Source organism: Collinsella aerofaciens, assembly GCF_041537385.1.
Classification (GTDB): Bacteria; Actinomycetota; Coriobacteriia; order Coriobacteriales; family Coriobacteriaceae; genus Collinsella; species Collinsella aerofaciens_BV.
In genome coordinates this window covers 148,129-174,699 of record NZ_JBGORS010000001.1, presented here as the reverse complement: position 1 = coordinate 174,699, position 26,571 = coordinate 148,129, and the positions used below count along the sequence as shown (strand labels likewise).

Here is a 26,571-nt window from a genome sequence, read left to right as displayed (position 1 = left end):
CCCCTACAGAATAAATCGAAGGATGTCGGAACGAAGCATATAGACAAACAGCAGTGCAAAGAGTGCGATGCCCACATAGCTCACAATCGTCTGGACCTTGAGCGGCAGCTCGCGGCCAGCAATCTTTTGAATGATCTCGATGACCAGCTTGCCGCCGTCGAGCGGCGGGATAGGCAACAAGTTCATAAAGCCCAGCGAGAACGAGATGAGCGCGGCAAACGACAAGAACGTGATGGGACCGGCAGCAGCTGCCTGCGAAGACATGACGCTAATACCCACGATCGAGGAGGATTGATCGAGGATCTCCATCGTATGCTGCGGCTGGAGCAGGCGTAGCACGCCCTCCGCCGTCTGCGCAACATAGGAGAAGGAGAGGCGCGCCGAGGTGATGGGGTCCAAACGAACCACCTGCGTAGAGGCATAAACGCCCAGGCGTTCGTTCTCTTTGAGTGCGACCGAGGTCGAGCACTGCTTGCCATCGCGCTCATATTCAATAGCAATATCGTCCTTACCGGCGGCCTTGCCGATGGCATCGTAGACATCCATCCAAGTGGAACATGAGACACCGTCAACCGAAAGGATCGCATCACCGGCCTCGATACCCGCTTTGGCGGCAATAGACCCCTCGTCAACCTGACCGATCACGTTGGTATCCATCGGCACGGTGACACCCGCAATGGAATAGATGCTCATAAGGAGCAAAAAACCCGTCAAGATATTGACGATAATGCCCGCGAGCAGCATAAAGGCGCGCTTGAGAAAGCCTTGGCCAAGATAGGTGTGCGAGCGCTCTTGCGCAAGGAACTCGGCCTCGCCGCACGGCAGCTCCCACACATCGCCCTCGGCAGTCGCATGTTCGCGATCGAAACGGCGACCATCAAAGGTGGTATAGCCTGCCGTATCTCGCGGCAACGTCTGATATTTGGTGGGATAGTAGCTCGGCGAGGGCTTCTCCCCTTCCTCATACCAGGGTGCGATGGAGCCCCAGCCTAGCAAAAGGGCGCATGCCTCGAGCACATCCTCCTCGGAAAGCTCGAGCTCGACAGCAAGGTCGGCCACGGTCACGCGACCATGACGATAGATAGCCGCGAGCACGCGATCGGAGCACGAGACATCGGTCGGATCCATACCGCAGATGGCAGCGTAGCCACCCAGCAGCAGCGGGGTCACGCCAAACTTGGTTCCAATGCGACGCGACGTGTAATGGATGTCAAAGCGGCACGGCAGACCCAAAAAGAACTCTGTCACACGGACGCCGCAGGCACGCGCCGCCAAAAAGTGGCCGCCCTCGTGCAAAAACACGAGGACGGAAAGCATCAGCAGGCCCCAAAAGACCGATGAGAGAACGCTCAGAACAGTATCCATAAAACGAAAAAGCAATCCTTATGGGTTAGGAACGGGTTGCAGCGAGCACCTGCGCAGCCTTTTCACGCGCCCACGCATCGATGTCGCGAAGCTGCTCAAACGAATCGACCGCCTGCATATCGTGGGCGTCCATGCAGGATTCCACAATGCGATCGATATCGGTAAAGCTGCAGCCATCGTGCAGGAAGGCATCGACGGCGACCTCGTTGGCGGCATTGAGCACGCACGGCATGGTGCCACCCGTCTTGCCGGCACGCTCGGCCAGTGCCAGACAGCGGAAGGTATCCATGTCGGCAGCATCAAACGTGAGCTGCCCCAGCTCGCGGAAATCGATACGAGGCGCCGGGGTATCCCAACGCTCGGGATACGAGAACGCGAACTGGATGGGAATACGCATGTCGGATGCACCGAGATGCGCCATCACGGAGCCGTCGGCGAACTCGACCATAGAGTGAATCTTGGACTGACGCTGCACGACCACGTTAATGAAATCGAGGTCGCAGTTAAACAGATGCATGGCCTCAATGCGCTCCAGGCCCTTGTTCATAAGGGTGGCGGAGTCAATGGTGATCTTGGCACCCATGGCCCACGTGGGATGCGCGAGGGCATCGGCACGCGTCACGCGATCGAGCTCGTCGCGCGTGCGGCCAAAGAACGGACCGCCCGAGCAGGTGAGCCAAATGCAGTGGGCCTCGCGCGGGTTCTCCCCCAGATAGCACTGGTAGATGGCGGAATGCTCAGAGTCGACCGGAATAAGCTGGCCCGGTTGCGCCAACGGCATAAGCAAGTCGCCACCGACAACGAGGGACTCCTTGTTGGCAAGGGCAAGGCGCTTATTCGAGGTCAAGGCCGCATGGCTCGCCTCGAGACCGGCGGCGCCCACAATAGCGACAAGCACGCAGTCGACATCGTCGCGACGCGCGAGCTCGCAAACCGCCTGCGCGCCAACGCCGAGCTGCGTGCCCTCGGGCAACTCTTGCAGCACGGCGTCATCGCCATGATCGACATCGGCCACGGCAACCGCCGGAACCGAGAACTCGCGGGCAGCGGCAACGAGCTCGGAGGTACTGGAGTTAACGGACAGCGCCGTCACCTGCAGGCGATCGGCATGCTGGCGGCACACATCGAGCGCCTGGGTGCCGATAGAGCCCGTACAACCCAGGATGGCAACGCGAAGGCGTCCATCGGGGCCATACGCCGTCTGGAAGGACATTACAGCACGCCTCCGATCATGAGCAACAGCTGCGCGGTGATGCAGCCGAAGATAAGCGAGTCGCTACGATCGAGCATGCCGCCGTGGCCCGGGATAAGGTTGCCGGAATCCTTGACGCCCACACCGCGCTTGATGCGCGACTCGATAAGGTCGCCGATAACGCCCAGGATGGACACGACCACGCCGCACAGCAGCGCATAGGGCAGGCTGAGCTTGTAGAAGTGCGTCGCCCACAGGATGAGCCAAATCAAAACCGAGCCCAGGATGCCGCCGGCAAACCCCTCCCAGCTCTTTTTGGGAGAGATCTTGGGAACCATCTTGTGCTTGCCGATACGGCTGCCCACGATGTAGGCAAACGAATCGGAGACCCAAAGGGACGCGCAAACGCCCACTGAAAGCAGGGCACCGGCAAAACCGGGCACGGCATCGCGCAGCAGCACGATAGCCGACAGCATAAAGCCAGTGTAGATGGGGCCCATGAGCGTCACGGCCACATCAGAGATACGGGTACGCGGCGACCAGACATACCAAATGCCCACAGCGAGCATCAAGGCAAAAAGCAGGGCATTCAGCAACATCGAATCGCCCAACGCCGATAGCGGAAAGAGTACGGCGGCAGCGATACCCATGCGCTCGTTAGCCATCTTGCCATCGAGCCTTGTCATACGGAAAAACTCATAGCAGCACAGACCGCTCATAACAGAAACAAAGATGGCCGTGGGCACGATACCCAAAACCAAGCACAGGATAAAGACAACGGCGTAGACGATACCGGCGGCGGCACGGGTGATAAAGCCCGCCAGCCACGAACCGGCGCCGTTCTTCGCTGCAGGCGCTCCCGCAGCGGCAGCTTTGCGCGCAGGCGTCTTGGGAGCAGATGCCTTGGGACGATCGGACACGATTAAGCCTCCTCGGTCTTGCTCAGTCCACCAAACCTACGGTCACGGCCCTGATAGGCCAAAATGGCGTCGACAAGGCCCCAACGATCAAAGTCGGGCCAATAGGTATCGGTGACGTAGAATTCGGAATAAGCCACCTGCCACAGCAGATAGTTCGAAAGGCGCAGCTCACCAGAGGTGCGAATCACAAGCTCAGGATCGGGAAGGCCGGCAGTATAGAGGTGGGAAGCCACCATGTCGTCATCAATTGCGGCAGGATCGATCTTACCGGCGGCAGCGTCGAGTGCAATCTGACGGACAGCGCGGGTAATCTCGGCACGCGCGCCGTAGTTGACGGCAAGCGCCAGCGTCATACCGGTGTGATCGGCGCACTCGGCAAGACCGCGTTCAAAAACGTCGCGGGTCTTCTTGGGCAGCGCGGAAATGTCACCCAAAAAGACAACACGCACGTTTTCGCGCTTCAGAAGCGGCAGCTCGTCGATAAACGTCTTGACAAACAGATGCATCAAGACGTTGACCTCATGCTGCGGACGGTTCCAGTTTTCGGTAGAAAACGCATAGGCAGAAAGCACGTCGACGCCCAGGCGCACGCAGGCGGTAATGATCTCGCGCAGCGAGACGATACCTGCCTTATGACCCTCGGTGCGTGCAAGACCGCGCGACGTGGCCCAACGACCGTTGCCGTCCATGATGCACGAGATATGGTGCGGAATGTTATTGAGGTCAAGGTCGGAAAAACCGACGCCCGCAGGGGCGTCGGCAAAGTACTCGACCAGTTTATGCTCGTCGTATTGCACCTTAGATCTCCATGACCTCGGCTTCTTTTTCCTTCAGAAGCTCCTCGACCTTGGCAACATACTCATCGGTGTGCTTCTGGACCTTGGCCTGCTCGCGACGGACATCGTCCTCGGTGAGCTCCTCATCGCGCTCGAGCTTATTATTGAAGTCGCGACGGATGTTACGGATAGACACCTTGGCCTGCTCGGCGTACTCGCGGCACTCCTTGACGAGCTCGCGACGGCGCTCCTCGGTGGGAGCCGGGAACGGCAGACGAACGACGGTGCCATCGGAGTTGGGGGTAATACCCAGATCGGAAGCGCCGATGGCCTTGACGATGGCGTTGATAAGCGCCTTGTCCCACGGCTCGATGAGGAGCATGTGGGCCTCGGGGGTCTTGACGGCGGCAACCTGCGTGACCGGCGTGGGAACACCGTAATAATCGACGGTGATGTCGGACAGAATGTTAGCGTTGGCGCGGCCGGTACGGACCTTGGAGAAGTTATGCTTGAGGGACTCGAGCGACTTGTCCATATGGGCGGTGATGTTCTCTGCCATGCTTAATCCTCCTGATAGACGAGCGTGCCGACGGGCTCACCCGAAAGCGCGCGCTTGACGGTGTCCTCGCCATCGATGTTGAGGACCAAAATGGGCATACGGTTATCCTGGCACAGGGCCGTAGCCGTGGAATCCATAACCTGCAGGCCGCGAACGAGAACCTCGTGATAGGTAATCTTGTCAAAACGGACGGCATCGACGCACTTGACGGGATCCTTGTCGTAGATGCCGTCAACCTTGGTGGCTTTAATCAGAATCTCGGCGCCGATCTCGCACGCACGAAGAGCCGCGGCGGTGTCGGTCGTAAAGTACGGATTGCCCGAACCGGCAGCGAAGATGACGACGTTGCCCTTGGACAGATGGTTGATAGCGCGACGACGAATATAGGGCTCGCAGATCTCGTTCATCTGGATAGCGCTCATCACGCGGCAGGGAACATCGTTGTGCTCGAAGGCATCCTGCAGGGCGAGCGCGTTCATAACGGTTGCAAGCATGCCCATGTAGTCGGCCTGAGCACGCTCCATGCCACCGGCAGCGCCGGCCATGCCGCGGAAAATATTGCCACCGCCGACAACGACGCCGACCTCATGGCCAACGGCGAGCAGCTCCTTGACCTGCTTGGCAAGATGGTCGGTAACCTTGGGGTCGATGCCATATTGGCCGTCGCCCATCAGTGCTTCGCCGGAAAGCTTAAGAAGCACGCGTTTATATCGGATGTCGGACAAAGCGATCCTCCTTTAATTAGACTCTCAATATGATAACAAAGGCTTAACGGGGAGCCATGAAAAAGCAGGCTGTGAGTAAAACCCACAGCCTGCTCATTACCAGCTACAAGAGCTTATTTACTCGCCACGGACCAGGCGGTCAAAGGCAACGACGGTAATGGTGTCGCCGAGCTCCTTGGAGACCTGCTCAGCGTACTTCTTGATGGTGAGGGAGCTGTCCTTGATGAACTCCTGCTCGGTGAGCACGGACTGCTTGTAGAACTTCTCCAGACGGCCAACAGCCATCTTCTCCTGGATAGCCTCGGGCTTGCCGGACTCGGCAGCCTGGGCCATGTAGATCTGCTTCTCATGCTCGACGGTCTCGGCCGGAACCTGATCGCGGGTAGCGCAGATCGGTGCGACGGCGGCAACCTGAAGGGCAACGTCGTGAGCGAAGGTCTTGAAGGACTCAGCCTGAGCGGTCTCGGCCTTCTCGAAGGCGAACTCGACGAGGACGCCGATCTTACCACCCATGTGGATGTAAGAAGCGAGCGCGCCGTTCTCGGCCTTGCGGGCGGCGAAGCGGGAGATCTTCATGTTCTCGCCCATGATGTGAATCATCTCGGTGAGCTCGGAGGAAACGGTCTCCTCGCCCATCGGCTTCTCGAGCAGAGCGTCGACGTCAGCAGGCTCGGTGGTAGCGACAACCTCAGCGACCTTAGAAGCAAAGCCGGTGAACTTGGCGTTGGAGCCAACGAAGTCAGTCTCGCAGGAGAGCTCGAGCAGAGCGCCGGTCTTGCCATCCTCGGAGACGAACGCGGCGACAGCGCCCTCGTTGGTCTCACGGCCAGCCTTCTTGGCAGCCTTGGCAAGGCCGTTCTTACGCAGAACGTCGACAGCGGCGTCCATGTCGCCGTCAGCCTCGACGAGAGCCTTCTTGCACTCCATCATCGGGGAGTCGGTCATCTCGCGGAGCTGCTTGACCATAGCGGCGGTAATCTGGGCCATTGTGGTTCCTTTCAAAGAGATGAAAAAGAATTAACTAAGACTGATTTACTCGGCCTTGGGCTCAGCGGCCATCTCGGCCTCGGAGACCTGCTCCTTGCCGGAGCCAGCGAGGCAGGCGTCAGCCATGAGCTCGCACATAAGGGTGACAGCAGAGATAGCGTCATCGTTGCAGGGGATGCCGTACTCGACCTCGTCGGGATCGGAGTTGGTGTCGATCAGAGCGACGACGGGGATGTTCAGGCGCTGAGCCTCCTTGATAGCGTTCTCCTCGCGCTTGGTGTCGATGACGAAGAGAGCCTGGGGCAGACCCTTCATGTCGCGGGCACCACCGAGGTTGGTCTGGAGCTTGGTGAGCTCCTTGCCAAGAACAGCCTGCTCCTTCTTGGGCAGAACAGCCATGCGACCGTCCTCGACCATGGCCTCGAGCTCCTCCATGCGGTTGATGCGGGAGCGGATGGTGACGAAGTTGGTCAGCATGCCGCCGAGCCAACGCTGGTTGATGTAAGGCATGTTGGCGCGCTCAGCAGCGTTCTTGACGGCCTCCTGAGCCTGCTTCTTGGTGCCGACGAACAGCACGTTGCCGCCCTTGGCGACGTTCTTGACGAAGGTGTAGGCCTGGTCGGCGTCGAGGATGGTCTGCTTGAGGTCGAGGATGTAGATGCCGTTGCGCTCACCGAAGATGAACGGCTTCATCTTGGGGTTCCAGCGACGGGTCTGGTGACCGAAGTGGCAGCCGGCCTCGAGCAGGGTGCGGATATTAATCTTGGTAGCCATGTTAAACCTCCTGTGGTTTGCCTCCGCGCGGGGTCATCCTCCAAAACCAACCCGGACATGTGCTACCAAAGCCCGGGCACCACGGTATGAAGTAGCCGCGCGTGCGTGATAAAAACATGTTGCCGTGAAGCAACCCGATGAATGATAGCAGGATTGCTTCTTCCTGCCAACCCGCAATCAAAACCACACACCTGAGTGCGGCATGGAGGGCATCCCTCTCAAAAAATCGCCGCGCGTTACTCACCGCGGGGATGAGCTTGAGCCACGGCACGTTTGAGCCGATCGGGCGTGAGGTGCGTGTAGATCTGCGTCGTGGACAGGCTCGCATGACCCAGCAGCTCTTGAACCGAGCGCAGGTCCGCACCGCCCTCGAGCAAGTCGGTCGCAAAGGTATGGCGCATCGCATGCGGGGCGATGTCGGCCGGAATGCCGGCGAGTGTCGCCAGCGTATGGAACCGCCGCCTGAGCATGGCGGCACTCATGCGATTACCGCGCGCCGATATAAGCAGCGGATGCGGCCCGGTAGCGGGGTCACGGCGCTTTGCCCGAGCGAGCAACTCCGGCCTCCCCTCCTCAATATAGAGACGCGTCGCCTCGAGCGCACGACGATACAGAGGGACGATACGTTCTTTGCTCCCCTTGCCCCACAGGCGCAGCGTGCGTTCGGACCACGCAATGGACTCCACATTGAGTGCTGCGAGCTCAGAGATACGGGCGCCCGAGGCATAGAGCAGCTCGAGCATCGCCGCATCGCGCAGTCCCGCGGGTGTTGAGGTATCAGGCGTCTTGAGCAGCGCCTCCACCTGTTGGGTTGTAAGGACGCCCGGCAGGTCACGCGGCAGCTTGGGCGATGCGATCGCCGAGACCGCATCGCCCTCGACAATCCCCTCGGCAGCCATCCAGCGATAGAGAGATCGGATAGCCGACAGGTGCGCCGCAAGCGTTCGGGGAGCTACCTGCTCACGCGAAAGCTCGGCAAGATAGCGACGAATGGTGCGCACGTCGGCAGCGAAGGCATCGATATCCTCGCGCTCGCACCAGGCAGCGAAGCGCTCCAGCCTCGAGCCATAGGCCGTCACCGTGTTGGGAGAAAGTCCCTCGACACGTGAGATATAGGCGATAAACGAGTCGACGGTGTCGTACAGGTCAAAGGCTATGACCGGTCGCCTCCAAACAGATCGGGGCGAGTGGCCAGATAGGCATCAAGGGCCTCGAGCGCACGGTCCGCATAGGCCTGGTAGCGGTCGCGCTTGCTGCGGCGCTTACCGTCCTCGAGCGGCGGCACCAGGCCAAAGTTGACATGCATAGGCTGATAGCCCACGGTGGCAGGATCGGTCGCATAGCCCACGAGCGCACCCAGGGCGCCAACACGCGGCAACTCGATGCCCGCGGCACCGATAGCCTCGGCATAGGTGTTGAGCGCCGCGAGCAGACCTGTCGCCACGGCTTCCATGTACCCCTCGGTGCCGGTGATCTGACCGGCCAGGCGCACGCCGGTACCGGGCACGGCAAAGGTGCCATCGAGCACGTGCGGGGCGTCGACAAAGGTATTGCGGTGCATGACACCGTAGCGGAAGAACTCAGCGTTCTCCAGGCCCGGCACCATATGGAAGATGCGCTTCTGCTCGCCAAAGGTCAGGTTGGTCTGGAAGCCCACCAGGTTATAGGCGGTCTTCTCCTTGTTCTCGGCACGCAGCTGAATCGCCGCCCAGGGACGACGACCGGTTCGCGGGTCGGTGAGGCCGACGGGCTTCATGGCGCCAAAGCGAATGGCGTCCTTGCCGGTGCGCGCAACTTCCTCGGCAGGCTGGCAGGCCTGGAACAGATCGCCGCCCTCAAAGTCCTTGAGCACCACGCGGTCGGCCGTGGTAAGCGCCTCGATAAAGGCATCGTACTCTTCCTTGTTGAGCGGAGCGTTGAGATAGTCGCCGCTCCCCTGCTCCTCGTAGCGCGACTGCGAGAACAGCACGTCCATATCGAGCGTGGAGGCATCGACGATCGGCGCTGCGGCATCGAAGAACGCAAGGGCGTCGCCACCGACGAGCTTCATGACCTCTTCGCTCAGCGCCGGCGAGCACAGGGGGCCGGCGGCAATGACCACGTGGCCTTCGGGAATCTGCGTGACCTCGCCGTGAACGATCTCGATATTGGGACGGGCGGCAACCTCGGCCTCGACAAGCTCGGAAAACTTGACGCGGTCGACTGCCAAGGCGCCACCGGCGGGAACAGCCGCGCGATGGGCGCAATCGAGCAGGACTGAACCCATGCGCTCAAGCTCGGCCTTCAGCAAACCAGCCGCGGAATCCGGACGGGTCGACTTAAACGAATTGGAACAGACGAGCTCTGCCAGGTGATCGGTATGGTGGGCCGGGGAGCTCACCTGGGGGCGCATCTCGCACAGCTTTACGGCAAACCCGCGGTCTGCCAGTTGGATCGCGCATTCCGAACCCGCCAGACCGCCACCGATAACCGTCACCTGATCAAACAGCATCTGCAAACACCTTTCTAATTGACACGTTTTCCATTGTGACCGAAGGGTGTCTGGGCGTGAAGGGCAAACTTGGAGGGCGCATACCTTCCATCCATCATGCGCTCGATAAGACCCTCGAACTCAAGCGAGCCCAGGAGCTTAAGTACGCCGACGGCATCGAGCGAGACGAGCGCCGCGATGTCGTCGACCTTGAGCGGAGAGGCGATGAGCGCATGCATCACGGTCTGCTGCGTTGGATCCAGGTCGGCAATGCCGGGAGCATCGGGGCGCGAGTAGCGCAGGGTGCCGTAGATGCGTGAGATAGCCATCTCGATAGATTCCTCGTCGATGATGCAGCAGGCACCGTTCGCAATGAGGTAATTCGTGCCACGCGACTCGGGCGATAGGATCGACCCCGGCACAGCAAGAAGTTCTCGCCCCAAATCCATAGCAGCCTCGGCTGTAGAAAACGTCCCGGAAGGCATACCCGCCTCGGATACAAAGAGGGCTTGCGACAGGGCCGCGATCACGCGATTGCGGCGTGGAAAGGCAAACTTGCGCGGACCCATGCCCCACGGAGAAATCGACACGACCGCGCCACCCGTATCGAGCGTGCGCGTAATAAGCCCCGCGCTCGAGCGCGGATAGACCACGTCGGCGCCCGTCCCCAGCACCACGACGTGTTTGCCGCCAGCGTTGACCGCAGCCCAACCCGAGGCCTGGTCACAACCGACCGCGCCACCCGAAACTACCGTCACGCCCGCCTCGACCGCAACCTTTGCCGCAAGCTCTGCCACGGCAAGACCATACGGAGAGGCCTTGCGCGCGCCGATGATGGAGAGCGCGGGCGTCGAAAGCACCTCGGGGTTGCCGCGCACATAGAGCGTCTGGGGTACATCAGAAAGCTCCAAAACGGTCTCGGGATACAACGCATCACCTGGATGCAGCTCAAAGGTCTCCTCGGCCATCATTGGTCCCTCCTTCCCTGATACATCGCCGCCTCGAGCACGTGGTTCTGCGTCACTTGCTCGCTCTCGGCGACATCTGCGATCGTACGCGCAATGCGAACCAGGCGCACGATGCCGCGGCCCGTGAGATGCGTGCGCTTCGACAGGCCGAGCACACACTTCTCCGCCGCATCATCGAGCTCAAAGGTCGATACGACGCCGTCAATGGACCGCGTCTCATCATCCTCGGCCTCGGCATCCGCATCGTCCATACGGGACTCGCGCCAGGCGCGAAAGGCGCGACCGCGCACAACGTAGTCACGCAACTCGGCAGACGACATACCCTCCGCTCCCTCGATAATCACCTGGGGGTCGGGACGGGTCACATCGATCATCATGTCGATACGGTCGGCCAAAGGACCGCGCAGTTTAGACCGATAGCGCTCGACCATCGATGCCGAGCAGCGGCATGGCACCTCACGGTCGCCCAAAAAGCCGCAGGGGCAGGGATTACTCGCAGCCAGCAGCTGAAAGCGCGACGGGAAGGTAAAGGCCCCGTCGACGCGCACGATCCTCACATAGCCGCGTTCGATGGGCTGACGCAGCGTCTGCAGCACACCCGTGGGAAACTCGGCAAGCTCGTCCAAAAAGAGCACGCCGCCATGAGCCAGGCTGATCTCACCCGGATGCACCGGGCGTCCTCCGCCAATGAGGCCAGCCGTTGAAATGCTGTGATGGGGACTTCGAAACGGCCGATGACCTGCCAATAATCCATCGATGTTCTCGCCCAAGACCGAATGGATGCACAGCGCCTCCTGTTGATCCTCAACGGAAAGCTCGGGCAGGATGCCGGTCATACGACGGGCGAGCATCGTCTTGCCCGATCCCGGGGACCCGATCATAAGCAAACCGAGCTCACCTGCCGCCGCAAGCGCCATGCCGCGTTTTGCGACTTCCTGCCCTAGTACGTCGGCATAGTCGAGCTCGGGCTCAAAGGTCGCCTCGACGCCCTCAGAATCCAAGTAGTGCCGCGCGGCATCGCCCATACCATGAGCAAGCTGAGACAAATGATCGATGAATCCACAATCCACGCCCGCAAGCGGCACATGCTGATCGGACCTGCCGGCGATAAAGGACAGCCCCATATCACGCGCCAACAGCTGAAACGCCACCTCGCCCTTGACGGGCAGCACGGTGCCGTCCAGACCAAGCTCACCTGCGATAAGGCAGCGATCGAGGTTGTCGTGGGGAATCTGACCATCGGCCGCCAATACCGCGATGGCGATGGGCAGATCAAAGCCGCTACCGGTCTTGCGAATATCGCCGGGTGCCAGATTGACCGTAATGCCCGAGCGCGGGATCTCGAACCCGGCGGAGCGCATCGCGCAGCGAATACGACCGCGTGACTCCATCACCTCCATACTCGGAATGCCGAGCATCTGGATGCCCGGCACGCCGCCGGCAAGCGAGACCTCGACCGTGACGTGAATCGCCTCGACGCCGCGGATGCAGGCCGCGTGAACGGCAAACGTCTCGAACGCCATCACGACACCTGCCAATCGAACGCGTTGTACTGATGCTCGATCTCGGCGATATGCCCGCCACGAATGGTGACACCCACGGCATCGAAGCGAATCGCCTTGAGCGGATAATGCTCCATGAGATAGCAACTTGCGATGCGGCGATAGCGGCGTTGCTTTCGGGCGTCCACAGCCTCCTCGGGAAAGACCCGCGTGCTGCAATCCAGCGCAACGCGTCTGGTCTTGACCTCGGCCATCACCACGACATCGTCGAGCTCATCGAGCAGCACCAGATCGGCCTCGCCCTCGGAGCAACGATAACCCTGCTCCAGCAAGGTGTAGCCGCGCTCGTTAAAGTAGTCGATGGTGATCAGCTCGCCCAGCATGCCCAGCTCGCGGGGACTGAGTCCCTTGATAAACTCGGGCGTCATCGCCCCGCAGTCGAGCTCGCCGTTTTCCCAACGCTCCTTGAGCTGCTGCGTCTTGCTCTTTTTGCTTGCGGCACTCATGGGGTCTCCTTTCCCGCACGCTGCATTGCCCCGATGATGAGGGCACCTTTCATGCGGGTAAGTACCGGAAGCAAACCAAAAGCTGACCAAATGCCGTCAAAAAACGGGCCGTACGCAACAATGGTGTTGCATACGGCCCGCTACCAGCAGGTTTATAAAGCCCCAGAGGTCCCTGTCTCCACAATTGACCTAGAAAAGGCGCTCAGTCTGCAGAAAGTTTCCGCAAAAGCTCACGCGGTGCAGTGGACAAAGTCCATGTTTGCGAATGGCCTCGATATGCTCGGGGCTTGCATAGCCCTTCGACTCGGCCAGATGGTACTCGGGATACTCGGCGTCGTACTCGACCATCATCTCGTCACGCGTGACCTTGGCCATGATGGACGCCGCGGCGATGCAGGCGATTTTGGCATCGCCCTTCACCACATCGCGCTCGTTAGGAACGGCGCCCAAGGGGTTGCCATCCATGAGGACGCAGTCGGGTTCAAGTCCCGTATCAGCCACGGCGCCCGCAACGGCGGCACGGATAGCACGGGCCATGCCCATCTCATCGATATCCGCAGGAGCGATATGGCAAAAGCCAATGGCAGTCGCCACCTCGGCTATCTTCACCGAGAGCAACTCGCGGCGCGCGGGCGTGAGCTTTTTGGAATCGTTGATACCCCAGACGCGCGGCTCCATAGGAAGACAGACGGCGCATACCGTCAAAGGGCCGGCCACCGATCCGCGACCCACCTCGTCGACACCAACGACCACCCCATCGCCGCCAAGCTCATGCATAAGCTCGTACATGTCATTGACGCGTTCGCGCTCGGCAAGCTCTTTGGCATGGCGTTTGAGGGCGCGCTCACAAGCCTTGATCACCTGCTGGCGCGGGTCCTCGCGATAATGCTCTACGAGGGCGGGAATCTCCTCAAACGTAGCGCTCGCCAACTCACCGGCAACCTGCGATGCCGAAACCGAGCTCGTCATGTTGGCCATACCAGGCCCTCCTTGCATGCAAATCAGATAAAAAGAAGGGCCACCCGAAGGTGACCCTTGTGTCCAAACGAGTGGACAGACGCTGCGATCTTCTTAGCGCTTCTCGGGGATGCGAGCAGCCTTGCCCACCTTGTCGCGGAGGTAGTACAGCTTGGCGCGACGGACGCGACCATGGCGAACGACCTCGAGCTTGGCGATCTTGGGGCTGTGAAGCGGGAAGGTACGCTCAACACCGACACCGAAGGACATCTTGCGGACGGTGAAGGTCTCGCGGGCACCGGCGCCGGCCATGCGGATGACGTCGCCCTGGAAGACCTGGATGCGCTCGCGGTCGCCTTCCTTAATGCGGTAGTGAACCTTGACGTTGTCGGCGACGCGAACCTGAGGAATGTCCTCGCGGATCTGCTGACGCTCGATTGCGCGGATGTAATCCATGTGCAATTCCTTACTCTTCTAGAGGTGCCGTACCATCTTGGCCGGCACGTAGTTGAACAAACGTATTCGAGTATACACGCGCGGGTTTCTGCTGCAAGAACAATTTTTTACGCAGACAAAAAGACAAAACCCGCACATGATAACCGCCCGCCTCACGAATGAGACGGGCGGCATGAAGGGGGGCTACACTAGACGTCGATATGCGGGGCGCTAGGCGTTGTGCTTGGCCTCGAGCTTGGCCTGAGCGGCAGCCAGGCGCGCGAGGGGCACGCGATAGGGCGAGCAGGACACGTAGTCCACGTCGGCCACGTTAAACAGGCCCTTGATCGACTTGGGGTCGCCGCCGTGCTCGCCGCATACGCCAAAGTGCATGCCGGGGTTGGTGGCGCGACCCTTCTCGACGGCCATGCGCACGAGCTCCAGCACTGCCGTATCGATGGTCTCGAAGGGGTTGTCCTTCAGGATCTTCTTGTGCAGGTACAGCGGGATAAACTTGGCCTCGGCGTCGTCACGGGAAAAGCCGAAGGTCGTCTGGGTGAGGTCGTTGGTGCCAAAGCAGAAGAAGTCGGCATGATGGGCGATCTCGTCGGCGACCATGCAGGCACGCGGCAGCTCGAGCATCGTGCCTACGGGAATGTTGAGCTCGACGCCCTCCTCGGCGGAAACCTCGGCAATCACGCGCTCAATGACCTCGCGGGTCTGGACATGCTCGGCCGTGATGGAAACGAGCGGAACCATGATCTCGGGGCGTGGGTCGACGCCCTCCTTGATAAGGCGGGCAGCAGCCGTGGCGACGGCGCGAACCTGCATGAGCGGCAGATCGCTAAAGACGACGGACAGGCGCACACCACGCAGGCCGAGCATCGGGTTGGACTCGACCATGCCGTCGATACGACGCAGGCGGGCGCGCAGGGCAGTGAGCTCCTTCTCGGGAGCGCCGGCGGCCTCCTTCTTGGTGATGGCGACCTCGAGCTCGCGGGAATCGTCCAGGAACTCGTGCAGCGGCGGATCAAGCAGGCGAACGACCACATCGCGACCGGACATGGTCTTGAACATGGCCAGGAAGTCCTCGGTCTGAACCTTGAGCAGATCGGCCAGGGCCTGCTGCTTCACGGCCTCTTCGTCAGACAGGATAAAGCTCTGGATGATGTTCTTACGATCGCCCAGGAACATGTGCTCGGTGCGGCACAGACCGATGGCCTCGGCGCCAAACTCGAGCGCGAGCGCGGCATCCTCGGGGTTGTCGGCGTTGACGCGCACGTGGTTGGCGTGACCGTCGGTCTCGTCCAGACGGATCTCGTCGGCCCAGGACAGGATGGTGTCCAGGTCGCCGGTGAGCTCGGCCGAAACCAGATCAACGGCGCCGTCGACGACGATACCCTGGGTGCCGTCGATGGAGATGACATCGCCCTCATGCAGCACGCGGTCACTGCCCTCGATGTGCACGACCTTCTCGGCGGCGTCGATATGGAAGCGCTCGACGCCGCAGACGCAGGGCGTACCCATACCGCGGGCGATAACGGCGGCATGGCTCGTCTTGCCACCGTGGCTGGTCAGGATGCCCTCGGCGGCAACCATACCTTTCAGGTCGTCGGGGTTGGTCTCCCAGCGAACCAGAATGACCTTGTGGCCCTCGGCGGAACGTGCGACGGCGTCATCACTCGAGAACACGACCTCGCCCACGGCGGCACCGGGGCTGGCGTTCAGACCGCTAGCCAGCGCCTCGTACTTCTTGGAGGCGTCGAACTGCGGGTGCAGGAGCTGGTCGAGCTGTGCGGGGTCGATGCGGCTCACGGCCTCCTCACGGGTGATCAGGCCCTCCTCGACCATCTCGATGGCGATACGCAGGGCGGCGGTAGCGGTGCGCTTGCCCACGCGAGTCTGGAGCATCCAGAGCTTACCCTGCTCGATGGTGAACTCGATATCGCACATATCGCGATAGTGATCCTCGAGCGTCAGGAACACGCGCTCGAGCTCCTCACCTGCAGACTCGAGGCCCGGGGTGGTCTTGAGGTCGGCGATGGGCTCGGTGTTGCGGATGCCGGCGACAACGTCCTCGCCCTGGGCGTTCACCAGAAAGTCGCCGTAGAACTCCTTAGTGCCGTCGGCCGGGTTGCGCGTAAAGGCAACGCCGGTCGCGGAGGTCTCGCCCTTATTACCAAAAGCCATGGCCTGCACGTTGACGGCGGTACCGAGCTCGTCGGAGATAGCATGCTGCTTGCGGTAGATGCACGCACGCTCGTTCATCCAGCTGCCAAAGACGGCTTGGATGGCAAGGCGTAACTGGAGCTCCGGGTCGTGCGGGAAGACGGGCTTGCCATCGACAACCTCGAGCTCGGGGTACAGGGCGGCCTCGACGTTCTCGGAGAAGAGGCCCTTGAAGGTCTCGACGAGCTCTTGCAGATCCTCGGCCGAAAGCTCGGAATCGACGCGAACGCCGGCGACCAGACGAGCCTGGGTCAGGGCGTTCTCGAACAGGTCGGCATCGACGCCCATGACGACGTTGGAGAACATCTGGATAAAGCGGCGGTAGCTATCCCAGGCAAAACGCGGGTTTTGCGTCTGGGCAATGAGACCCTGAACGGAATCGTCGTTGAGACCCAGGTTGAGAACCGTGTCCATCATACCGGGCATGGAGAACGGAGCACCCGAGCGCACCGATACGAGCAGCGGGTCGTTGGCGTCACCGAGCTTCTTGCCGCAGCGAGCCTCGAGGTCTGCCTCGGCGGCAACGATCTCATCGAGTGCACCATCAGGCCACACGTTGCCGGCACCGGAATACTCGACACAGGTCTGGCAGGTAATGGTAAAGCCGCCGGGAACCGGCAGGCCGATACGGCTCATCTCGGCAAGGTTCGCGCCCTTGCCGCCAAGCACAAAGTCCATGGACTTGTCGCCCTCAGTCACACAAGTGCCTTGGGCGTCGGTGCCAAAACGGTAAACCCTCTTGCAATCGCTCACGATACTTCCCCTTCCATGCGCTCACGCGCACGACCGTGGTAACGAATCGACCCGCCGGATGCGGGCCGTGAGGGAACTATACGGCGGGTTTTGGACAGGCTTGAGCAGAGGGTGCGCGGTTTGGTAAACGTGCTAAAACCGGCGGTAAACGGTAGGTAAAGGTGGTTACCTTATGAAGATACCACTACAAGGAAAATGCAGGTAGGATGCGATGTTTTTGCTAAATCGCTTTACCATTTATCAGCATTATTTCCAAGTATTCTCTTTGGGTAGCTAAAAGAGCCCCGTCCCAAATTAGCTACCCAAACAACCTTGTCCCAAGTGAGCTACTTTTGTTGAGCGCGGCGGGCGGCACGGCGGGCTCTTGCCTCTTGAATCTCTTCGAGGTGAGCAATGATCTCGGCAGCGCTTTCCTCGATGGCTTTGCCGTCGGTACGCACTACAAAGCAGCCCAGGCGTTTCATGAGCGCGCGGGCTTCCGCAAGCTCACTACGCACGCTCTCGGGCTCGGCATAGGAGACGGCAACGGCACGGGCGTAGTCATCGCCCAAGCGGCTATCGCGAATTTCGGAAATCATATCGACGGTCGAAATCAGGCCGAACAGGCGCATCGGGTCGACCTCGTAAATCGACTTGGGCGGCTCCATGCCATGCGCCAGTGGGACATTGGCGACCTTGTAGCCCTGATAGGCTAAATACATCGACAGCGGCGTCTTGGATGTACGCGACACACCCAGCAGCACGATATCGGCACCCGACAGATCGTCGCAACCACGACCGTCATCGTGCTCAACGAAATACTCCATGGCCTCGATACGATGGAAATAGCGGTCATCGGTCTTGTGAATCACGCCCGCAACGCCCTTGGGCGGCGCCCCGATGAGCGACGTAAGCACGGCGAGCGTCGGACCGATCAGGTCGACCGAGCGAATGTGCAGCATGCCCAGGTAGTCGAGCACGCGAGCACGAAGGGCCGGGTCGACGATGGTATGGAACACGGCGATATCGCGATGGTCGGCATCGACGCGCGGCCCCACAAATGACTTGACCTGCTCCACGGAGGTCACCTTGGGCAGGCGCAAAACGCGAAAAGCCCCTTCATCAAATTGCCCGGACGCCGCAAGCACCACCTCACAAGCGGTATCGCCGAGCGAGTCGGAGATAACGATAACGGTGGGACGAGCGGTGACCGGGCAATCCATGCGGGGCTCCTTTTGCGCTTATGCGCAAGCTGGCTTACTTTTTGCGGGCAAGCTCACCGATGTTGGCGATGCCGGAGAAAACGGCCTCGAAGCGGTTGAGCAGCTTAAGGCGATTATCGCGAAGCTGCTCGTCCTTGTCCATGACCATGACCTCATCGAAGAAACGGTCGATGGGCGCGCGCAGGGCGGCGAGGGCGGCAAATGCGGCCGGGTAGTCCTCGGCAGCAAGGGCGGCATCGACAGCGGTCTGAGCAGCCTCGGAGGCGTCGGCGAGCGCGAGCTCGACCTCGCCCATCAGGCTGCGGTCATACTCCGCACCCAGCTCGGGCTTGGAGATGTGCGCGGCACGGGCATAGGCGGTAGCCAAGTTGTCAAAGGTCTCGGCATCATTCTTGCGGGCCTCGTCGAGGGCGGCGCAGCGGGCGAAGAAGACGGACGGGGCGATGATGTGCACCGCGGAGACGGCGGCAACGGTATCGGCCGGGATCTTTTCGTCGCGGGCCATGCTCACCAGGCGGCCATGGAAGAAGTCACGAACCTGCTGGGCGACCTCGGCGGCGTCGAACTCAATGCCCTGCTCGCTGTAAAGCTGCAGAGCAAAGTCAATCAGCGACGTGGGGTCGATCGGCAGACGGTCGCGCAGGATGTTGATGATGCCGATAGCGGCACGACGCAGCGCGTAGGGGTCGGAGGAGCCGGTCGGGGGCTCGCCGATGGCAAAGATACCGGCGATGGTATCGAGCTTGTCGGCGCAGGCCACGATGCAGCCAGCGGTGCCCTCGGGCAGCTCGTCACCGGCAAAGCGGGGACGATAGTGATCGCGAATAGCATGAGCGACCTCGTCGTTCTCCCCCATCGCGGTGGCGTAGTAACCGCCCATCACGCCCTGTTGGCTCGTGAACTCGACGACGGCGTTGGACACCAGGTCTGCCTTGCACAGGTGCGCGGCACGAGCAGCGTCGGCGGCAAGATGGGCGCCCAGATGAGCCTCGCGGGCAATAGCGAGCGCGAGCTGCTCGATGCGCTCGGACTTGGCGAGCACGCTGCCGAGCTTCTCCTGGAAGGCGACCTTGGACAGACGCTCACGGAACTCGTCGAGGGAGATCTTCAGGTCCTCCTCGTAGAAGAACTTAGCGTCGTCCAGACGGGCGCGCACGACGCGCTCGTTACCGTCGATCACGCGCTCGGCGTTCTCGGGCTTGCTGTTGGAGACGACCACGAACTCACGCGTCAGCTTGCCCTCGCCGTCATAGATCGGGAAGTAGCGCTGGTTGGTGAGCATGGACTCGCAGATGATCTCGTGCGGGACCTTGAGGAACTCCTCATCGAAGGTACCGACGAGCACCGTCGGCCACTCGCAGAGGTTGATAACCTCCTCAAAGACCTTCTTGGGCGTATCGACATGGCAGCCGGGACGGGCGGCCTCGACCTCGGCGATACCGGCGAGAATCGCCTCGCGACGGCGCTCGGCAGAAAGCACGCCGGCGTCCTCGAGCACCTGCTCGTAGGCGGCGGGGCTGGCGACAACGTGGTCACCGGGGCCAAGCACGCGATGGCCGCGCGTGGTGTTGCCGCTCGTCACGTCGGCAAACGACACGGGCACAACTTCCTCGCCCAAAAGGCAGCAGATCCAGCGGACCGGGCGCACGAAGGTGGCGTGCTCGTGGCCCCAGCGCTGACTACGGTAGTTGGGCCACTGCAGGCCGGCGATGGTCTTCTCGCACAGGGCCGTCAGGATCGGAGTAGCCGGAGCGGAAGGAATGTTCTTCTCGGCAAAGACATACTCACGGCCGTCGGTGTCCTCGCGACGGACCAGATCCTCGGCAGCCACACCGCACTTGCGGGCGAAGCCCTGGGCGGCCTTGGTGGCGTTACCGTCAGCGTCGAAGGCGATGTTGGCCGCAGGGCCACGCTTGACCTCGTGAACCTCATCGGTCGCGGTGGCGACGTCGGCAACGAGCGCAGCCAGGCGACGCGGGCTCGAGATCACGCGGACCTCGCCGTGGACCAGACCGGCCTCGTCGAGACCCTTGGCGATCATGGTGCCAAGCTGCTTGACGGCATTGTTCAGCGGTGCAGAGGGCATTTCCTCCGTACCGATCTCAAACAGGAAATCCTTAGCGTCTGCCATGGCTTACGCCACCTCGCCTTCCTGGTCGGCATTCTCATTGACTCCGGCGACCTCGGCCATATAGGCCTCGCAGCACGCCTTGGCGACGGCGCGGACGCGCAGGATGTAATTGGCACGCTCGACCGCGGACAGCGCGCCGCGGGCATCGAGCAGATTGAAAGCGTGGCTGCACTTCATGACGCAGTCGTATGCGGGCAGCGGCAGCTTGCGCTCCAGGCAGGAATGGCACTCGGCCTCGTAGTCGTCAAACTTCTGACGCATCATCTCGACGTTGGCGACCTCAAAGTTATAGGCACTGAACTCGCGCTCGTTCTCGAGGAACACGTCGCCATAGGTCATGGGCGTACCGTCGGGCAGGTAGCTCCACACCAGGTCGTAAACGGAGTTGACGCCCTGGGCATACATGGCGATACGCTCCAGGCCATAGGTGATCTCGACGGGCACGGGGTCGACCTCGATACCGCCCACCTGCTGGAAGTACGTAAACTGCGTGACCTCCATACCGTTGAGCCAGACCTCCCAGCCAAGGCCCCAGGCGCCCAGGGTCGGGCTCTCCCAGTCGTCCTCGACAAAGCGGACGTCATGGTCGTTGGGGTCCAGGCCAATGGCGGCCAGCGAACCCAGGTAGAGTTCCTGGGCGTTGACCGGCGACGGCTTGATGAGCACCTGGAACTGATAGTAGTGCTGCATGCGGTTAGGGTTCTCGCCGTAGCGGCCGTCGGCGGGACGGCGGCAAGGTTGAGCATAGCAGGTGCGCCACTCGGCGGGACCGAGCGAGCGCAGCGTGGTCGCGGTATGGAAGGTACCGGCACCGACCTCGGAGTCATAGGGCTGCATAATGACGCAGCCCTGCTCGCCCCAGTACTGCTGGAGGCGCAGGATAATGTCTTGGAAGGAAAGCGATGAAGCGTTCATGCCTCTAATATCCCCTCGTCGAAACGAATACACGGTTAGGTACTGTACTATAGCGGTTTTTAATCGATAGCGCCGATGCGGTTGAGCGGCCAGTAGCGAACGAGTGCAACGGCCATTAAGTCGGAGCGGTCGACCGGCCCAAAATAGCGGGAGTCGGCTGAGTTCTCTCGGTTGTCGCCCATCACCCACACACACCCGTCGGGGACGGTGTAGGGAAAGCTCACCTGGGCGGCGGGCGCCTGGACCGAAAGCGGCCAGCTCATGCCGGTCGTATAGTCCTCATCGAGCGCCTGGCCGTCGACGACGACCTTGCCGTCCTGAAGGTCGACCGTCTGACCGGCCGTGGCGATGACGCGCTTTACCAGCACGTCATGCTCGGACGTGGCATCGGGGTTGTGGAACACCACGATATCACCCTGTTTGACGGGCTGACCGAGCTCGAGGCTCACCTTTTGTGCCAGGATCTGGTCGCCAATCTCGATCGTGTCCTCCATGGAGCCGGTGGGCACCACAAAGGGCTCGACCACAAAGGTGCGGATCAGGAAGGTGGCCACGAGCGCGATTGCGATGACCGCGATCCACTCAAAGGCGCCCCTCAACGCGGAATGCTGCGATGGAACCATTCTCACTCCTCGCTCTGCGAATACGAAGCGTCCAGAATCTCCTGCGCGTATGCGCGCTCCTGGGGCGTAAGGCGCGCCGTCTCGATCAGGTCGGGACGCCAGCGGCAGGTGCGCTCGATTGAATTCTTACGGCGCCAGGCGTCAACCTTGGCATGGTCACCGCTCACGAGCACCGGCGGCACGCCCTCGCCGTTGAATTCGGCAGGGCGGGTGTACTGCGCGTACTCGAGCAGGCCTCCGTCCTCGGCGGTCGAGAACGACTCGTCCACGTTGCTCATCTCGTCGCCCAGGGCACCGGGGATGAGGCGTACGACGGCATCGGCAACGACCATAGCGGGAAGCTCGCCGCCCGTGAGCACGTAATCGCCAATCGACAGACGCTCGTCGGCATACGCATACGCGCGCTCGTCGACGCCCTCGTAACGGCTGCACACAAACAGCAGGCGCTCGCTTTTGAGCAGGCGCTCGGCCACATGCTGCGTAAAGGGCTCGCCGCACGGGGTGAAGAACACCACCGTTGGCTTGGGGCCCTCCGCGCTAATGGCCTCGATGGCCTCGGCGATAGGCTCGACCTTCATGAGCATGCCCTGCCCGCCGCCGTACGGCTCGTCATCGACGGTACGATGACGGTCGTGCGTCCAGTCGCGCAGGTTATACGCCTTAAAATCAAAAAGGCCGGCCTTGCGGGCGCGGCCCAAAATCGATGTGGACATGACGGGCTCAAACATCTCGGGAAAGACCGAAAGGGTCTCAATCAGCATGTTGTCCTCCCTACTTGTCCATATCGATCAGGCCGTCCATAACGTGGACGGAAATTGTTCCTGTGTCGGGAAGATCGAGCACAACCTGCTCGATCACGGGAATCAGTACCTCGCCGTACCGATCGCCCTCGACAACCCAAACATCGTTAGCGGGCGTCGACATGATCTCGACGATCGTGCCGAGTGAACCGAAGCGCTCGTCGACCACCTCGCGACCCATCAGGTCGGTATAGGCGGCGTCGAGTGAATCGAGCTCAAAATCGTCACGATTTGCCAGCACATAGCATCCCGTGATACCCTCGGCGGCCGTCAAGTCGTCAATGCCCTCAAACGAGACCAGATCGCCATCGCCCGTATCGGTGACGGACACAACCGTGCAAAAGCGGTCGCGCTTGAGCGCCGGCGGCGTCAGGGCGACGCGCATACCCGGCTCTAATACAGAAGGAAGCCCCCGCAGCGGCTGCGCGAGGACCTCCCCCTTCCTTCCGTGCGGCTTGACCACACGGGCGATGTTTTTGTACTGGGACCTCAAGGTCCTAGCCCAGAACCTCTACCTCGACAGCAGTGTCGAGGCGAGCGGCCAGCGCACGGGCGAGCGTGCGAATGGCCTTGATGGTACGGCCACGACGGCCGATGACCTTAGCAACGTCATCCTCGGCGACAGAAACCTCAATCGTAGAGGCGTCGTCACCATCGATGACCTCAAGGCTCACGGAATCCGGGTCGTCGACGATCTGAACAACGAGATATTCGACGAGATCGGCGATGCGATCTGAGAGCATTGCCTCACCCTCGAGCTGTGCAGCGTCAACCTCAGGCACGATTTACTCCTCGGCGCCCTCAGCGGCCTCAGCGGCAGCCTTAGCGGCCTCGGCCTCTTTGGCGAGCTGCTTCTTGGACTTCTTGACGACGGTCTCGGTCTTCTCGCCCTCGTTGGCGGCCTTGACCAGAGCGGCGACGGCGTCGGTGAGCTGAGCGCCCTTGGACTGCCAGTCGGCGATCTTCTCGAGGTCGAGGTTGATGGTCTTGGGGGCGGTCATCGGGTTGTAGCGGCCAACCTCCTCGATGATACGACCGTCACGCGGGGCGCGGGAATCGGCGACGACGACACGGTAGTACGGACGCTTCTTAGCGCCGTGACGAGCAAGGCGAATCTTGACTGCCAAAGGAAACTCCTCCAACCAAGCAGCTTTAGGCTGCAACTACAAACAAACAGTTGAACATAATACGCCATCGACGCGGGCAGGTGAAGTCCGTGAGACCAACTTCTTCGGTGTAGTCGAGGGCAAATCCATATCTTAGACAAGAATTCGGGATTTGCAAGCACATACACGCACCCCACATGAGCTGCGCGGTATACTCATGACATGGAAAGACGCGAACATACATACGGTTATGAGGATGCCATGGGCCTCACGCCGCCTCCCTGGACGGGTCCGGCGGTGGGCCTCATGGACCTCGATGCGTTTTTTGCGAGCGTGGAGATGCTCGATCATCCCGAATGGCGCGGAAAGCCGCTCATCGTGGGCGGGGACGCCGATTCTCGTGGCGTTGTGTCCACCTGTTCTTACGAGGCACGTCGCTTTGGCGTACACTCCGCCATGCCCTCAGCCGAGGCACGGCGCCTGTGTCCGCAGGCCATTTGGACGCACGGGCATTTCGATCGCTACCGCGAGGTCAGTGCGCAGGTCATGGCGATTCTTGCCGAGGAGACGCCGCGCGTGGAGCGCGTATCCATCGACGAGGCATTTATCGATATCACACCGGGTCGCTTTGCGCCCGAGGACCCGCTGCTGGTTGCGCGGCGTATAAGCGACCGTGTGGCAGCGCTGGGAGTAACGTGCTCCATTGGCGTGGGCTGCAACAAGACGGTCGCAAAGATCGCAAGCGAGCGGGATAAGCCGTTTGGGCTGACCATCGTGCGACCCGGAACCGAGCAGCGCTTTTTGGCCGCGCTGCCGGTATCTGCCATGAGCGGCATCGGGCGCTCGGCCGAGGAGCGACTGCGCCGTATGCGCATCTACACCCTCGGCGAGCTATCACGTGCACCGGAATCCACCTTGGCCTCTATTTTTGGCGTCAACGGCGAACGCATGCGCCAGCGTGCGCTGGGACTCGAAATCTCCGAAGTCACGAGTCTCGATGAAGAGCGCAAGATCAAGTCGGTCAGCAATGAACGCACCTTTGCGAAAGATTTGACTGAGCGCGGGGACATCGAAGCGGCGATTGCGCTGCTGGGCGAGTCAGTGGGACGCCGCCTGCGCCGTCAGGGACTAACGGGCGCCACGGTGACGCTCAAGCTCAAGTATTCGTATGGAAGCGGTCGCTCGGCACAGCGCCGGCTGCCTCATCCGACCGACGATGAGAACATCTTCGTGGCAGTTGCGCTCGAACTGCTCGACAACATCTGGCAGGAAGGCATGCATGTTCGCTTAGCAGGCATCGGCATGAGCGACTTTGACCATCAGGGCGGCATCCAGACCGACCTGTTCTGCGAAGTCGACGACCGCGGAGCCCAATCCAGCGACCGACGCGACCTCTCCGTCGCCATCGACGCCGTCCGAGACAAATTCGGCGACACCGCCCTATCTTACGGCCGCCAATCCCGTTTCAACGATTAACCGCCTTTAGGCAAAAAGAAAGCCGGGCAGGTACGGAAAACCGCAACTGCCCGGCGAAATGCGCGAAGCTAGCTAAAAAAGCCCGTCCCAAATGAGCTACTAGAGGAGGTCGAGGGGAAGCTGAGGAGCGTCACCCCAGAGCTTTTCTAGGCGGTAGAAGTCGCGGGCTTCGGGAGTGAAGACGTGGACGACGACCGAGCCGTAGTCCATGAGCATCCAAGTCTTCTGCTCACGGCCCTCGATGGAGAACGGATGCTCGCCGCAAGCCTCGGCGACCTTCTCCTCGATCTCGTCGACGATCGAATCGACCTGGCGGTTGTTGGTGCCGGTAGCGAGCACAAAGTAGTCGCACACGTCGGAAAGCTCGGTCAGGTCGAGTACCTGCACGTCCTCGCCCTTCTTGTCGTAGGCGGCCTGCGCGGCGGCGCGGGCGACATCCTCGGCGGCGACACCGCTCGCGGACAGCGAGGCGGCGGTGCGGTCGGACGTGGCAACGAAACTCTTGTGCTCCACACCTTCAAGAATCTGCTCGTCGGTCATGGTCTCGTCGGCCATGGAATACCTCTTTCTAGACACACCCGAGCTAGCACAGCTGGGCGTAATGGTTGTAAATCGTAATAGCCGTGGGATAAAGATAGCGCCCGGACTGGATCACATAGACCAGACCCTGCGCAAAACAGGAGAAGAACAACTCATCGAGCGAGGACTTCCCCACCATCTTGCGCAGCGCGTGGGCATAATCACCATGGCGGTTGGGCTCGATGGCGTCGGCCACAAAGACCACCATATCGAGCGGCGTCATGTCGCAGGCACCCACGGTGTGACGGTCGACAGCCTGGAAAACGGCCGGCGACAGCTCGGGAAAAAGCTGCGGAAGCTCATAGGCGGCAACAGGGCCATGCAAAAGCGGCGTCGCGGCGGAAGGAGAGCCGGCAACCTTGATGCCATAGTGAAGCGCGCGGGCCACGAGCTCGTCATCGGAAAGCACCTTGTCCCAGTCGTGAATTAAGCCGGCGGCAGCGGCATCAAAGCGGTCAACGCCGTAGACATCGGCCAGATGAAGTGCGGTCTCGGCAACACCCAACGAATGCACATAGCGCTTGCGCTTATCTTTCATGCGAACATCGAGCAGCTCTTGAATGCGCTTGAGCAGCGCGCGCTCATCGCCCTCAAACTGATCCTCTACCGACAACGTAACCC

27 protein-coding genes are annotated in these 26,571 nt (G+C 61.2%); 1 reads left to right on the top strand and 26 read right to left on the bottom strand.

Annotated elements, in window-relative coordinates; all coding sequences use genetic code 11:
- Window positions 1-3 precede the first annotated feature (3 nt).
- From ACEG18_RS00800 to rpsP, 24 genes are all read right to left on the bottom strand, one after another.
- Window positions 4-1,365, bottom strand: coding sequence for a M50 family metallopeptidase (locus ACEG18_RS00800; RefSeq protein WP_372540897.1), 1,362 nt, complete (start codon window positions 1,363-1,365; stop codon window positions 4-6).
- 25 nt (window positions 1,366-1,390) lie between these two features.
- Entirely contained in the window at window positions 1,391-2,578 is a 1,188-nt protein-coding gene (gene dxr, locus ACEG18_RS00795; protein ID WP_372540896.1) for a 1-deoxy-D-xylulose-5-phosphate reductoisomerase, read from the bottom strand.
- The gene (locus ACEG18_RS00790) at window positions 2,578-3,477 is read right to left on the bottom strand and encodes a phosphatidate cytidylyltransferase (RefSeq protein ID WP_372540895.1); all 900 of its coding nucleotides are present in this window, start codon (window positions 3,475-3,477) and stop codon (window positions 2,578-2,580) included. The genes dxr and ACEG18_RS00790 overlap by 1 nt, the downstream gene beginning before the upstream one ends.
- A gap of 2 nt (window positions 3,478-3,479) precedes the next feature.
- Complete coding sequence (gene uppS / locus ACEG18_RS00785; protein WP_372540894.1) at window positions 3,480-4,274, bottom strand: undecaprenyl pyrophosphate synthase; 795 nt, start codon at window positions 4,272-4,274, stop codon at window positions 3,480-3,482.
- A gap of 1 nt (window position 4,275) precedes the next feature.
- Window positions 4,276-4,812, bottom strand: coding sequence for a ribosome recycling factor (frr, locus tag ACEG18_RS00780; protein WP_006236112.1), 537 nt, complete (start codon window positions 4,810-4,812; stop codon window positions 4,276-4,278).
- 2 nt (window positions 4,813-4,814) lie between these two features.
- Window positions 4,815-5,537, bottom strand: a complete 723-nt coding sequence (pyrH, locus tag ACEG18_RS00775; RefSeq protein ID WP_372540893.1) for a UMP kinase — start codon at window positions 5,535-5,537, stop codon at window positions 4,815-4,817.
- A gap of 117 nt (window positions 5,538-5,654) precedes the next feature.
- The gene (gene tsf / locus ACEG18_RS00770; protein ID WP_022094736.1) at window positions 5,655-6,524 is read right to left on the bottom strand and encodes a translation elongation factor Ts; all 870 of its coding nucleotides are present in this window, start codon (window positions 6,522-6,524) and stop codon (window positions 5,655-5,657) included.
- A gap of 45 nt (window positions 6,525-6,569) precedes the next feature.
- Complete coding sequence (gene rpsB, locus ACEG18_RS00765) at window positions 6,570-7,298, bottom strand: 30S ribosomal protein S2 (RefSeq protein WP_006236109.1); 729 nt, start codon at window positions 7,296-7,298, stop codon at window positions 6,570-6,572.
- A gap of 236 nt (window positions 7,299-7,534) precedes the next feature.
- On the bottom strand, window positions 7,535-8,443 hold the full coding sequence (locus ACEG18_RS00760; protein WP_372541238.1) for a tyrosine recombinase: 909 nt from the start codon (window positions 8,441-8,443) through the stop codon (window positions 7,535-7,537).
- 8 nt (window positions 8,444-8,451) lie between these two features.
- Window positions 8,452-9,789, bottom strand: a complete 1,338-nt coding sequence (gene trmFO / locus ACEG18_RS00755) for a methylenetetrahydrofolate--tRNA-(uracil(54)-C(5))-methyltransferase (FADH(2)-oxidizing) TrmFO (RefSeq protein ID WP_372540892.1) — start codon at window positions 9,787-9,789, stop codon at window positions 8,452-8,454.
- 14 nt (window positions 9,790-9,803) lie between these two features.
- The gene (locus ACEG18_RS00750; RefSeq protein WP_372540891.1) at window positions 9,804-10,736 is read right to left on the bottom strand and encodes a DNA-processing protein DprA; all 933 of its coding nucleotides are present in this window, start codon (window positions 10,734-10,736) and stop codon (window positions 9,804-9,806) included.
- Window positions 10,736-12,259 carry a YifB family Mg chelatase-like AAA ATPase gene (locus ACEG18_RS00745; RefSeq protein ID WP_372540890.1) on the bottom strand — a complete coding sequence of 508 codons (1,524 nt, stop codon included), beginning with the start codon at window positions 12,257-12,259 and terminating at the stop codon, window positions 10,736-10,738. Before ACEG18_RS00745 ends, ACEG18_RS00750 begins: the two co-directional genes overlap by 1 nt.
- The gene (locus ACEG18_RS00740) at window positions 12,259-12,744 is read right to left on the bottom strand and encodes a YraN family protein (RefSeq protein WP_346972263.1); all 486 of its coding nucleotides are present in this window, start codon (window positions 12,742-12,744) and stop codon (window positions 12,259-12,261) included. Before ACEG18_RS00740 ends, ACEG18_RS00745 begins: the two co-directional genes overlap by 1 nt.
- Before the next feature lie 189 nt (window positions 12,745-12,933).
- Window positions 12,934-13,722, bottom strand: a complete 789-nt coding sequence (gene rnhB / locus ACEG18_RS00735) for a ribonuclease HII (protein WP_372540889.1) — start codon at window positions 13,720-13,722, stop codon at window positions 12,934-12,936.
- A 93-nt stretch (window positions 13,723-13,815) separates the two neighbouring features.
- The gene (gene rplS / locus ACEG18_RS00730) at window positions 13,816-14,157 is read right to left on the bottom strand and encodes a 50S ribosomal protein L19 (protein ID WP_006236098.1); all 342 of its coding nucleotides are present in this window, start codon (window positions 14,155-14,157) and stop codon (window positions 13,816-13,818) included.
- A 210-nt stretch (window positions 14,158-14,367) separates the two neighbouring features.
- Window positions 14,368-17,118, bottom strand: a complete 2,751-nt coding sequence (gene ppdK, locus ACEG18_RS00725; protein WP_372540888.1) for a pyruvate, phosphate dikinase — start codon at window positions 17,116-17,118, stop codon at window positions 14,368-14,370.
- Window positions 17,119-17,444: 326 nt separating this feature from the next.
- Window positions 17,445-18,320 (bottom strand): pyruvate, water dikinase regulatory protein, encoded by an 876-nt coding sequence (locus tag ACEG18_RS00720; protein ID WP_372540887.1) that lies wholly within the window; start codon window positions 18,318-18,320, stop codon window positions 17,445-17,447.
- Window positions 18,321-18,354: 34 nt separating this feature from the next.
- Window positions 18,355-20,451 carry a glycine--tRNA ligase subunit beta gene (gene glyS / locus ACEG18_RS00715; RefSeq protein WP_372540886.1) on the bottom strand — a complete coding sequence of 699 codons (2,097 nt, stop codon included), beginning with the start codon at window positions 20,449-20,451 and terminating at the stop codon, window positions 18,355-18,357.
- Between the two features lie 3 nt (window positions 20,452-20,454).
- Complete coding sequence (locus ACEG18_RS00710; RefSeq protein WP_006236091.1) at window positions 20,455-21,366, bottom strand: glycine--tRNA ligase subunit alpha; 912 nt, start codon at window positions 21,364-21,366, stop codon at window positions 20,455-20,457.
- Window positions 21,367-21,425: 59 nt separating this feature from the next.
- Window positions 21,426-21,989, bottom strand: coding sequence for a signal peptidase I (gene lepB / locus ACEG18_RS00705; RefSeq protein WP_372540885.1), 564 nt, complete (start codon window positions 21,987-21,989; stop codon window positions 21,426-21,428).
- A gap of 2 nt (window positions 21,990-21,991) precedes the next feature.
- The gene (gene trmD, locus ACEG18_RS00700) at window positions 21,992-22,750 is read right to left on the bottom strand and encodes a tRNA (guanosine(37)-N1)-methyltransferase TrmD (RefSeq protein ID WP_372540884.1); all 759 of its coding nucleotides are present in this window, start codon (window positions 22,748-22,750) and stop codon (window positions 21,992-21,994) included.
- A gap of 10 nt (window positions 22,751-22,760) precedes the next feature.
- A complete protein-coding gene (gene rimM / locus ACEG18_RS00695) occupies window positions 22,761-23,282 on the bottom strand; it encodes a ribosome maturation factor RimM (RefSeq protein WP_055309865.1) in 522 nt (173 codons plus the stop codon).
- 4 nt (window positions 23,283-23,286) lie between these two features.
- A complete protein-coding gene (locus ACEG18_RS00690) occupies window positions 23,287-23,532 on the bottom strand; it encodes a KH domain-containing protein (RefSeq protein WP_171021534.1) in 246 nt (81 codons plus the stop codon).
- A gap of 42 nt (window positions 23,533-23,574) precedes the next feature.
- The gene (gene rpsP, locus ACEG18_RS00685; RefSeq protein WP_022094749.1) at window positions 23,575-23,916 is read right to left on the bottom strand and encodes a 30S ribosomal protein S16; all 342 of its coding nucleotides are present in this window, start codon (window positions 23,914-23,916) and stop codon (window positions 23,575-23,577) included.
- Between the two features lie 201 nt (window positions 23,917-24,117).
- On the opposite strand from rpsP, the gene dinB reads away from it, so the two are divergent.
- The gene (dinB, locus tag ACEG18_RS00680) at window positions 24,118-25,371 is read left to right on the top strand and encodes a DNA polymerase IV (protein WP_372540883.1); all 1,254 of its coding nucleotides are present in this window, start codon (window positions 24,118-24,120) and stop codon (window positions 25,369-25,371) included.
- A gap of 99 nt (window positions 25,372-25,470) precedes the next feature.
- Here the strand turns inward: dinB and rsfS are convergent, their stop codons facing one another.
- Together rsfS and yqeK are read right to left on the bottom strand one after the other, a co-directional pair.
- On the bottom strand, window positions 25,471-25,926 hold the full coding sequence (gene rsfS / locus ACEG18_RS00675) for a ribosome silencing factor (protein ID WP_006236081.1): 456 nt from the start codon (window positions 25,924-25,926) through the stop codon (window positions 25,471-25,473).
- A gap of 28 nt (window positions 25,927-25,954) precedes the next feature.
- Complete coding sequence (gene yqeK, locus ACEG18_RS00670; RefSeq protein ID WP_372541237.1) at window positions 25,955-26,488, bottom strand: bis(5'-nucleosyl)-tetraphosphatase (symmetrical) YqeK; 534 nt, start codon at window positions 26,486-26,488, stop codon at window positions 25,955-25,957.
- Window positions 26,489-26,571: the final 83 nt, after the last annotated feature.

Coding starts and splice junctions, on each gene's coding strand:
- ACEG18_RS00800 (WP_372540897.1), bottom strand. CDS start 1,365: ATGGATACTGTTCTGAGCGTTCTCTCATCGGTCTTTTGGGGCCTGCTG.
- dxr (WP_372540896.1), bottom strand. CDS start 2,578: ATGTCCTTCCAGACGGCGTATGGCCCCGATGGACGCCTTCGCGTTGCC.
- frr (WP_006236112.1), bottom strand. CDS start 4,812: ATGGCAGAGAACATCACCGCCCATATGGACAAGTCGCTCGAGTCCCTC.
- tsf (WP_022094736.1), bottom strand. CDS start 6,524: ATGGCCCAGATTACCGCCGCTATGGTCAAGCAGCTCCGCGAGATGACC.
- rpsB (WP_006236109.1), bottom strand. CDS start 7,298: ATGGCTACCAAGATTAATATCCGCACCCTGCTCGAGGCCGGCTGCCAC.
- trmFO (WP_372540892.1), bottom strand. CDS start 9,789: ATGCTGTTTGATCAGGTGACGGTTATCGGTGGCGGTCTGGCGGGTTCG.
- ACEG18_RS00750 (WP_372540891.1), bottom strand. CDS start 10,736: ATGGCCGAGGAGACCTTTGAGCTGCATCCAGGTGATGCGTTGTATCCC.
- ACEG18_RS00745 (WP_372540890.1), bottom strand. CDS start 12,259: ATGGCGTTCGAGACGTTTGCCGTTCACGCGGCCTGCATCCGCGGCGTC.
- ACEG18_RS00740 (WP_346972263.1), bottom strand. CDS start 12,744: ATGAGTGCCGCAAGCAAAAAGAGCAAGACGCAGCAGCTCAAGGAGCGT.
- rnhB (WP_372540889.1), bottom strand. CDS start 13,722: ATGGCCAACATGACGAGCTCGGTTTCGGCATCGCAGGTTGCCGGTGAG.
- rplS (WP_006236098.1), bottom strand. CDS start 14,157: ATGGATTACATCCGCGCAATCGAGCGTCAGCAGATCCGCGAGGACATT.
- ACEG18_RS00720 (WP_372540887.1), bottom strand. CDS start 18,320: ATGGATTGCCCGGTCACCGCTCGTCCCACCGTTATCGTTATCTCCGAC.
- glyS (WP_372540886.1), bottom strand. CDS start 20,451: ATGGCAGACGCTAAGGATTTCCTGTTTGAGATCGGTACGGAGGAAATG.
- ACEG18_RS00710 (WP_006236091.1), bottom strand. CDS start 21,366: ATGAACGCTTCATCGCTTTCCTTCCAAGACATTATCCTGCGCCTCCAG.
- lepB (WP_372540885.1), bottom strand. CDS start 21,989: ATGGTTCCATCGCAGCATTCCGCGTTGAGGGGCGCCTTTGAGTGGATC.
- trmD (WP_372540884.1), bottom strand. CDS start 22,750: ATGCTGATTGAGACCCTTTCGGTCTTTCCCGAGATGTTTGAGCCCGTC.
- ACEG18_RS00690 (WP_171021534.1), bottom strand. CDS start 23,532: ATGCTCTCAGATCGCATCGCCGATCTCGTCGAATATCTCGTTGTTCAG.
- dinB (WP_372540883.1), top strand. CDS start 24,118: ATGGAAAGACGCGAACATACATACGGTTATGAGGATGCCATGGGCCTC.
- rsfS (WP_006236081.1), bottom strand. CDS start 25,926: ATGGCCGACGAGACCATGACCGACGAGCAGATTCTTGAAGGTGTGGAG.
- yqeK (WP_372541237.1), bottom strand. CDS start 26,488: ATGAAAGATAAGCGCAAGCGCTATGTGCATTCGTTGGGTGTTGCCGAG.